The sequence below is a fragment of the Erwinia sp. TECH1 genome (assembly GCF_054057575.1).
Window position 1 is genome coordinate 1 of sequence record NZ_JBSRZK010000003.1, and the last position, 7235, is coordinate 7235.

General features: G+C 51.2%; 11 protein-coding genes. 5 read left to right on the plus strand and 6 right to left on the minus strand.

Translation table 11 applies throughout. The features are described 5' to 3' along the window. Both ACVWZ0_RS22015 and ACVWZ0_RS22020 read left to right on the plus strand, forming a co-directional pair. Positions 1 to 333: colicin (locus ACVWZ0_RS22015; protein WP_456784810.1), on the plus strand; the 333-nt coding region annotated here is incomplete at its 5' end. Continuing rightward, the gene (locus ACVWZ0_RS22020) at positions 327 to 599 is read left to right on the plus strand and encodes a hypothetical protein (protein WP_456784812.1); all 273 of its coding nucleotides are present in this window, start codon (positions 327 to 329) and stop codon (positions 597 to 599) included. The genes ACVWZ0_RS22015 and ACVWZ0_RS22020, both read left to right, overlap by 7 nt. Before the next feature lie 397 nt (positions 600 to 996). Here the strand turns inward: ACVWZ0_RS22020 and ACVWZ0_RS22025 are convergent, their stop codons facing one another. Next, a complete protein-coding gene (locus ACVWZ0_RS22025) occupies positions 997 to 1446 on the minus strand; it encodes a lysozyme inhibitor LprI family protein (protein WP_456784814.1) in 450 nt (149 codons plus the stop codon). A 92-nt stretch (positions 1447 to 1538) separates the two neighbouring features. Here ACVWZ0_RS22025 and ACVWZ0_RS22030 point away from each other — a divergent pair, with 92 nt between their 5' ends. Further along, the gene (locus ACVWZ0_RS22030; protein ID WP_456784816.1) at positions 1539 to 2018 is read left to right on the plus strand and encodes a hypothetical protein; all 480 of its coding nucleotides are present in this window, start codon (positions 1539 to 1541) and stop codon (positions 2016 to 2018) included. Here ACVWZ0_RS22030 and ACVWZ0_RS22035 read toward each other — a convergent pair. The 5 genes from ACVWZ0_RS22035 to ACVWZ0_RS22055 all read right to left on the minus strand — a co-directional run bounded on the left by ACVWZ0_RS22035 (position 2015) and on the right by ACVWZ0_RS22055 (position 5133). Continuing rightward, positions 2015 to 2824: a DUF4225 domain-containing protein gene (locus ACVWZ0_RS22035; RefSeq protein ID WP_456784818.1), complete on the minus strand. Its 810-nt coding sequence runs from the start codon at positions 2822 to 2824 to the stop codon at positions 2015 to 2017. The genes ACVWZ0_RS22030 and ACVWZ0_RS22035 overlap by 4 nt on opposite strands. Before the next feature lie 329 nt (positions 2825 to 3153). Next, entirely contained in the window at positions 3154 to 3711 is a 558-nt protein-coding gene (locus ACVWZ0_RS22040) for a DUF2442 domain-containing protein (RefSeq protein WP_456784820.1), read from the minus strand. Positions 3712 to 4170: 459 nt separating this feature from the next. Beyond that, positions 4171 to 4593, minus strand: a complete 423-nt coding sequence (locus ACVWZ0_RS22045; protein WP_456784822.1) for a helix-turn-helix domain-containing protein — start codon at positions 4591 to 4593, stop codon at positions 4171 to 4173. Between the two features lie 10 nt (positions 4594 to 4603). Then, positions 4604 to 4789, minus strand: a complete 186-nt coding sequence (locus ACVWZ0_RS22050; RefSeq protein ID WP_456784824.1) for a Rop family plasmid primer RNA-binding protein — start codon at positions 4787 to 4789, stop codon at positions 4604 to 4606. A 104-nt stretch (positions 4790 to 4893) separates the two neighbouring features. After that, positions 4894 to 5133 (minus strand): hypothetical protein, encoded by a 240-nt coding sequence (locus ACVWZ0_RS22055; protein WP_456784826.1) that lies wholly within the window; start codon positions 5131 to 5133, stop codon positions 4894 to 4896. An 806-nt stretch (positions 5134 to 5939) separates the two neighbouring features. On the opposite strand from ACVWZ0_RS22055, the gene ACVWZ0_RS22060 reads away from it, so the two are divergent. Beyond that, positions 5940 to 6269 carry a hypothetical protein gene (locus tag ACVWZ0_RS22060; RefSeq protein ID WP_211659744.1) on the plus strand — a complete coding sequence of 110 codons (330 nt, stop codon included), beginning with the start codon at positions 5940 to 5942 and terminating at the stop codon, positions 6267 to 6269. Between the two features lie 252 nt (positions 6270 to 6521). Further along, the coding region (locus ACVWZ0_RS22065; protein ID WP_456784828.1) for a hypothetical protein at positions 6522 to 7235 on the plus strand (714 nt) is incomplete at its 3' end.

The following is a 7235-nucleotide window of genomic DNA, read 5'->3' on the forward strand; positions in this document are numbered from 1 at the left end:
ACGGATGGCGTGAATATCACTCATGAAGGAATCGCAATCGTTGAGAAACACACATTGCGATTTGGTGACGACCCTGGCAATGAGTTCATGATTAACAGACTAAAAAAAATAGCTGATGGGGAAATCCCCCATGAGCAAGTAGACTTAAACTATTACACGCATGAGTGCCGTGAATACCAGCGTTATTGTAAGTTAGGATGGGAAACAGGCGCTCCAGCAGATAACATTGAAGCCCATGATCTGTGGAACAATACTCACACCGCGACTCTTGAAGACTACAAGTTAAAAGGTACGGTGGAAGACCTCTATCACCCGGATGCACCATTATGGTAAATAATACAGAACTGAATATTCTGAAACTTCTGGCCTCCAGAGATGACGTTAACTGGACCTGGTACAATCTTGATCGGGCTATGAGTATCAAAAAAATGGATGGCATTGGTAACGTCGCAAGGCTTGTCGATAATCTGTCTAAAGCAGGTCTGGTCGATATAGTCCCAAGCGGAACATCATCCGGAATGGACTACTATCGCGTATCGGCGCAAGGCCGCCAGTTACTGAACGGAGTCAGTGAGCAACACTTGGTCGATTTACCATAACATCTGTTCGCCGCACCGCGGAAAACGCCTCAGCGCGTTTCTGCGGCGAGCGGGCCGTTTCCGGCACTTTCCCCTGCCCGAAACCCCGGAAAACGCCCCTGATGATTCTGATGCGCCTGCATAGGCATGCACGAAAGTGAATGGCGGCGGGTTTCGCGCGAATGTTGGCACTAAGGGCGGATTTTCGGCAAAAAAGTCCGGGCGCGGGGCGACGCAGCGCCCGGGAAGTCCCGGTATGGGCAGACAGGCTCCGGGCTTTTAATAACCGGCCCGGATGCCATCAGTATGCGACAGAAACCCGGGAACGGAGAGCGGGCGCGCAGTTTACTGTGCGGCCGTGAGGCGTTGGCCAAGCCGGCAGGCGCGGCAGTTCCTGTGAACTATCTCGTTTTTTCTCTTAGTCTGCCGCAGGTAAGCTCATTTGTGTTATTTCGCTGGCGTGATTTTTGTTCAGGTTTATCTGGCATTGATCGATGTATGACTGATAGTCATAGGCGTCCTCATCCAGTTCGGTTGCCACAGCCAGGCAAAGCTGTTCACGATAATCTTTCCAGGATTTTTGAGCTTTGAGAAAGCGTCGGCTGTAAACATCACCGGCAGTTTCAGGATTGTCTTCTTTGCCGTTAAAAGGGCCAACGTTGCTGGCTTTTATACGCTTTACTGTCTCAGCTATCAGCTGATCCAGTTTCTTACTGCTGTCTTCTTTTTTGGCGTTCAAACAGTTATATGCTGCCGGAATATCCTTGTTTTGCTTAAAACAGGCGTCACGCTCTGTACCTGTTGAAAGCTCAGCATGTGCCGCCAGAGGAGCAATTAATGCCCCAATAATCATGAGAAATTTTTTCACCGGAAATACCTAATCCTTTGTCTGTGATCTTCATATGACATATAGACAACTGACCGTCCGGGACATTTTTATGATTACCGGGCGGAAAAAGTATGATGCAGAACCCCGGGAACGGCGAGCGGTGGCGCAGTTTACTGTGTGCTCGTGAGGCGTTGGCCAGCACCGGCAGGCGCGACAAAATGCGCTTCATCTCGTCTGTTAGCATGCAGAATTATGATATTTTACGCTGGACTTCAGTTTCCGGAGAGGACAGCAGCATGGATGTGAATGAAAAAAACTTGTCTCGGGCAGGCTTCAAATACGCTGACATACAGAAAATCAGGCGCAACGTAGATGCCCATGGCGGAACATTCAGCGAGGCCCTGCAGGATCTGGCCAACCGTTTTCGAATACTGCTTTGCGTGATATCCGGTTGCATACTGGTTTTTGTGCTGCTGCTTTCATTTGGTTCAGAAGACAGCATTATATCAGGAGGCATTGCACTGCTGTGCGGGGCCGTCATCGCCATGCTCTCTCAGCCCCCTATGCTTTCTTATAAGTCCTGGCGCTATTTTCGCTATAACCGACGTTAATTTGGATCAGCAACTGATACGATATCAAACAGTACCTTAGCTTTAACACCGGTACCTACAATTTTCATTGCCAGTTTGGAGCGGCTCATTGTGTCGATCTTGCGCTGATAATCATTAGGCATCCATCGAAAAAGACACCATGCTCCAGGTTTCTTTGTCAGCGCGAAAATACTATATGCGCTGGCTCCAAGCGTAGCGGCCTGATACATCGCAAGCCCGTTCTCTGGTTTAAACCCCAGGAATTTAGCGGCGCCCATTGCACCATCTGCAAATATGCCCTCGGACCCGGAGTGACCTCCGTGGCGCAGCTGGTCAATTTCCTTTGATATGTCATTGATACTGTCAACAAACAGCACGGCTCCGGCCAATACGCCAATGGGTGTCGTCGTGGCCATCATCGCTATACTGCCAAATACAGCCACGCCAGAAATGACGATGCTTACGGCGGAAATGGTATAACCAACTATCTTATTGTTTTCTTTTACAAATTTCACCTTGGCGTACAGCTTTGCTGTTTCCTGTTGCAGTAGCCGCGACTGCTCAAGAAGATTTTCTCTTTCCTCCCTGAGATTTTTAATGCAAATCATGCACTCTTCGTCTGTTTTTGCCTGACTCGCCATCAGAAACTGTTGTGCGATAAAGGATTTAATATCTTCCATAAAATGTATGCGGCTGAGACCATCCTGTAAATGCCTTCCCCCCACAGCATTTGCCGTGTTGATCAGCTGGCGCGCCTGCAGGTTAACCATCGTTTCGGCCCAGGCCTGATTCCTGCCGTTACGCATTGCCAACAGTGCCATATCCATACTTATTCTCCTGTTCTGATAATCCTCAGAATGTTCTCTTAAAGCCTTTACACGTGCAACCGTGGGTATTTCAGATCAGGCCAGACTGTTGCACAAAGCCGTGCATTGGTTGAATGATCAACAGTAATAGCGAATGACAGGGAGTCCGAGCCTGATGAGGAAGTTTTTTGAGGTACTGGCGGTACTCCAAAAACACATCTTGTCTAGCCGTTTTGTAGCACCGCCAGCGCAACGTGGCGGTGCTACAAAACCTATCCAGTCCCCGGCTTCAGGCTTTTTTAACGGAACGGGCCCGGACAGTCTGTAGCGGTCGTGTCACCAGAAACCCCTCAACCCTCAAGAGACAAATCCTCGTCCAGTTCGTCCCAGTGAATACCATCAGCGCTCAGCTCAAACTTTGCCAGCTGCTCTGCGCCGGCATTTTCCAGCACGGGAAAATACGCCAGAGGAATGCCCAGGGTACGTCCGTCGCTCAGCTGCAGCCACATATTTCCGCCGTTAAAATCTGCAGCCGTGATTGAAACATCCATAAAATCCTCCGGTTGACCGTTCTGAATACTCATTGATAGTATGTCCGGGTAGTCCTGTCGTCCATGACGACCACCAATGATCCATAAGCCTGAGAGGATCGCCTTCGGGTGGCAACTAACACTCCTGCAGCCTGAAAGGGAGAACAAATCAGTGTGGTACATCTGCTCACCTTTGGAAGCAGATATCGTCGACAAAAACGCGCCTACGACGCGACGATGAAGGTTCATTTCACAATGCAGTGACCGCCACAGGCCGTCCTGCCATCCGCTGCCGCTGTTTACGCGCCGGCAACCATCACGACGATAAACCTGTAACGGGTTTGTCGCGTAAAGCTCGCTATCCCCCGCGATCACCATTACGTCTTCCGGAAAGCACATGTTTGCAGAGGCAAGCGCGCCTCCGGACTGAACGGCGTCACTTTGATTCGAGTGAAACGAGAACAAAGTGACGCGTGAAAAAACACTCTACAGCCCCTGCGGCACAACGGCTGCGGTAATTTTAACAATCTGACATGCACGTATTAGGTGTTTTCATACTCCCTGAAAGGGCTTTTAACCGCAACGCTGCCGGCACGAGCGCAGGCAGGTTTCATTAAGAAGGGAAAAAGAACGGCTCGGTATCGATGGCGACACCAGAAGATTGGTGTATGGAGGAAGCCTGACGCAAGTCAGCCCGGCGCAAGCCGCGAACAGGTCAGCGACCTGGGGAACCTCGCAAGAACTCAACAATTCGTCACCCCGATGCACAGATACCAGCTAAGAAGCTACCATGCCATTGGGGCCAGAATTACCGGAAAAGCAAGAGTTGTCAGCCGACTATTTCCAGAACTGCCACCATTTGCCGGCAGGCACTACGGGCGGCGCAGTCTCTTTTTTATGCTCCAAAAGCAGCATAGCCTGACGAACGGACGCGATGTGCTCGTCTCTGGCGGCAACTGCCTCCTTCAGTCCTTCATTTTCTTGCTGTAACAACTCAATTTGATGTTGTAAATGCTGTAAATCGACACTGTTAACGGGTGTAAATTCCGGCTCAGTCTTTACAGTAAAGGCTGTAGCAGCTTCAACACCATTGATGTTACCAAAAACCCGTATAAGTTCCGACGTATCAATAACCTTTACAGACTTACCGGCCTTTACAGTCGATGTAAAGTTAAGCTCACCGCTGTTAATCATCTTGTAAAGGGTAGGCCGGCTGGTCTGCGTAAGCCTGGCGGCCTCGCTGATAGATACTTTCGCCATGCGGATACCGTTATTCCTGATTTAACTTTGCCAGAAGGCCGGCATGAAGGCGCTCGGCGTCCTCATGAAGCCGTTCACACATGTCCGCTTCCGCATCCAGATCCAGCTCCAGCTCGTTGAGCTTCTCCAGCAGAAGCAGGCTTTGTCCCTGAATGAATTTTGCCATATTCAGGGCGGTTTTATGATGTTTGGTCACAGAAACGCTCCGGAGTGAACGTGCAACGGGCACAGAACGGGTGAAATGACGCTTCCTCGGTTCCCCAGGCTGCGCCAGACGAACGCTGCGGCGAGCGTTGCGGGTTAACGACGAAACGGCTTGGGTTTGCTCCAGGCGAACTCAGAGGCCTGTCTCTCGTCCACACGGGCCTTTTTAGCGGCCTCTGCCTCACGCTGTCCCAGCAGCTGATTACGGGCCACGCGCAGCACCTCTTTTTTTTCGGGGCCGGACAGCTTTTTGCCTTTTGCCCGCTCTGCCGCAAACACGGCGTCATCGAGAAACTGCTTCTCTGGTTTAGATACAACATGCAATCTTCCGGACATACATCCTCCAGGTCAACGTCAACAGCACCCCCCTTTCCCCCCGAGCCAGGCCCCCCGGTTCCCCGGTTTTCCATAGGCTCCGCCCTCCTGACGAGTTTCACAGAAATCACCGATTTCCGGTACTCAAATCAGAAGGACGAAACCCGACAGGACTTAAAGATGCCGGACGTTTCCCTCCGGCGGCTCCCTCGTGCGCTCTCCTGTTCCCACCGTACAGTGTACCCGTGTCTTTCCGCTGTTATGGCCGCGTCTTCTCATTCCACGCCTGACACTGGGTTCTGCTTAGGTGGTTCGCTCCAAGCTGGGCTGTGTGCACGAACTCCCCGTTCAGCCCGACTACCACGTCATGTTCAGGTAACTGTTCTCTTGCGTCCAACCCTGAACAGACACGACAAATCGCCATTGGCGGTAGCCAACGGTAACTGGTTTACGGAGCAGATTTGCAAAGCAGACTTTACAAGAGTTCTTGAAGTGTGGGCCTGACTACAGCTACACTGGAAGGACAGATTAGGTGACTGCGCTCCGTTAAAGCCAGTTACCACGGTTCAAAAGAGCGCCAACTCTCGAGAACCTTCGAAAAACCGCCCGCCAAGGCGGTTTTTTCGTTTCAGAGACTACATCTCGGCATATGTAACTGTCAACGCAACGATTTCATCTACGCCCATACAATCAAATCTTTTGCAGGGCAGGACAAGCAAGAAGCGAACTAGACGATGGTCGCTACGCCCCCCGTGATTTTTATATGCCCGCCACGGGGGGATTAGGTATCCTTTACTTAGACATTGACCTTTCGGTAAGGAATGACGATGAGAAGTGACGAGATAACGCTACTTGTGCCTATTAAGGATCGAGAGTTGATGCAGGCGCTATTCGATGCTGAAGTCAAATATGAGACACCTGCTAGAGATGGGTTAGTTTTTGATTCAGGTGAGATGCACGCTTACATAGACCTAATCAAATACCTGTCTCCCTTCGCATGTGTCCTTATTGCTTACATCAAAAGGAACAGTAATAAGCGATTTGTTATGACGCGAAAAAATGGCGATAAGATCGAGATAAGCGGACATAACGCCAAAGACACTGAAAGACTTCTCGAAAAGGGAGCGACCATTAGTATCAAAGACGAGTCTGAGTAGAGAATATTTACCATAACATCCCTGTTGCGCTCTCCTGTTCCTGCCTTTCGGTTTACCGGTTTCATTCTGCTTTTATGGCCGAGCTTGTCTCACTCCACGCCTAACACTTAGTTGCGGGTTGGCAGTTCTATCCAAGCTGGACTGTATGCACGTCCCCCCGTACCCCTGATGCTGTCAGGCCGTAACTAGGGGATTGCCAGTTTTCAGCGATGCGCAATAATGGAGCGAAAACCACGGCAAAAAAGGGACACTATGCTTCATCACTGCCAGGCAAAGTCACTGGATGACATCTACCTTGAAGACATTCCCCGCATCATCCACCCGAATACGGCAGCGCGTGACCTCGCGTATACCGCCCAGCCAAATCGGATCATCCAGGAGTGGGATCTGCCGCAGGGCTATACGCGTTTTGTCAGCCGGTACCACAAATTTCACTGGCAGCGCCCGAGCATGGCATACCGTGACTCGCTGGCCGACGTCAGCTCCGGGAAGGTAGTGCTGCTGACCAGTCATACCCTGTCAGGGGTGCTGACCAGTTCCGGCCAGCTCCGCAATGATCTGCCTTTTTTCCTCCATTCCCGGCTGAGTGAGCTCATATCACGTCAGATAAAACGCCCGGTAGATTACGTTCGTCCTGCTGCGCCGGTGCAACATGCCCAGGCGGCAAAAACTATCAACAGCAAAGCCGCCGGTCGGCTTCTGGCCGCAGGTGGTATTTATAACGGCAATCCGGAAGGATTCAGGAAAACCGCCGAACAGCTCGGCGGCGATGCCCCAGCCGGTTACGATCAGGTCATGGATAACAAAGGGCTGCTCATTACCGGCGCATCAGTGGCGGCTGGGCTGACAATGGGAAGGGTACGTTTCCCTGAACTGGAAGAGCTGGAACACTTCGGCGCCAGAGGCACAATATCAGGCAGACCATTCGATCCGGAGAAAGCGGGAGGCCCGATTGAAAACCTGACG

Excerpts from the sequence above, each read along its gene's own strand:
- ACVWZ0_RS22020 (WP_456784812.1), top strand. The coding sequence starts at position 327 with ATGGTAAATAATACAGAACTGAATATTCTGAAACTTCTGGCCTCCAGA.
- ACVWZ0_RS22030 (WP_456784816.1), top strand. The coding sequence starts at position 1,539 with ATGATGCAGAACCCCGGGAACGGCGAGCGGTGGCGCAGTTTACTGTGT.
- ACVWZ0_RS22035 (WP_456784818.1), bottom strand. The coding sequence starts at position 2,824 with ATGGATATGGCACTGTTGGCAATGCGTAACGGCAGGAATCAGGCCTGG.
- ACVWZ0_RS22040 (WP_456784820.1), bottom strand. The coding sequence starts at position 3,711 with ATGGTGATCGCGGGGGATAGCGAGCTTTACGCGACAAACCCGTTACAG.
- ACVWZ0_RS22045 (WP_456784822.1), bottom strand. The coding sequence starts at position 4,593 with ATGGCGAAAGTATCTATCAGCGAGGCCGCCAGGCTTACGCAGACCAGC.
- ACVWZ0_RS22055 (WP_456784826.1), bottom strand. The coding sequence starts at position 5,133 with ATGTCCGGAAGATTGCATGTTGTATCTAAACCAGAGAAGCAGTTTCTC.
- ACVWZ0_RS22060 (WP_211659744.1), top strand. The coding sequence starts at position 5,940 with ATGAGAAGTGACGAGATAACGCTACTTGTGCCTATTAAGGATCGAGAG.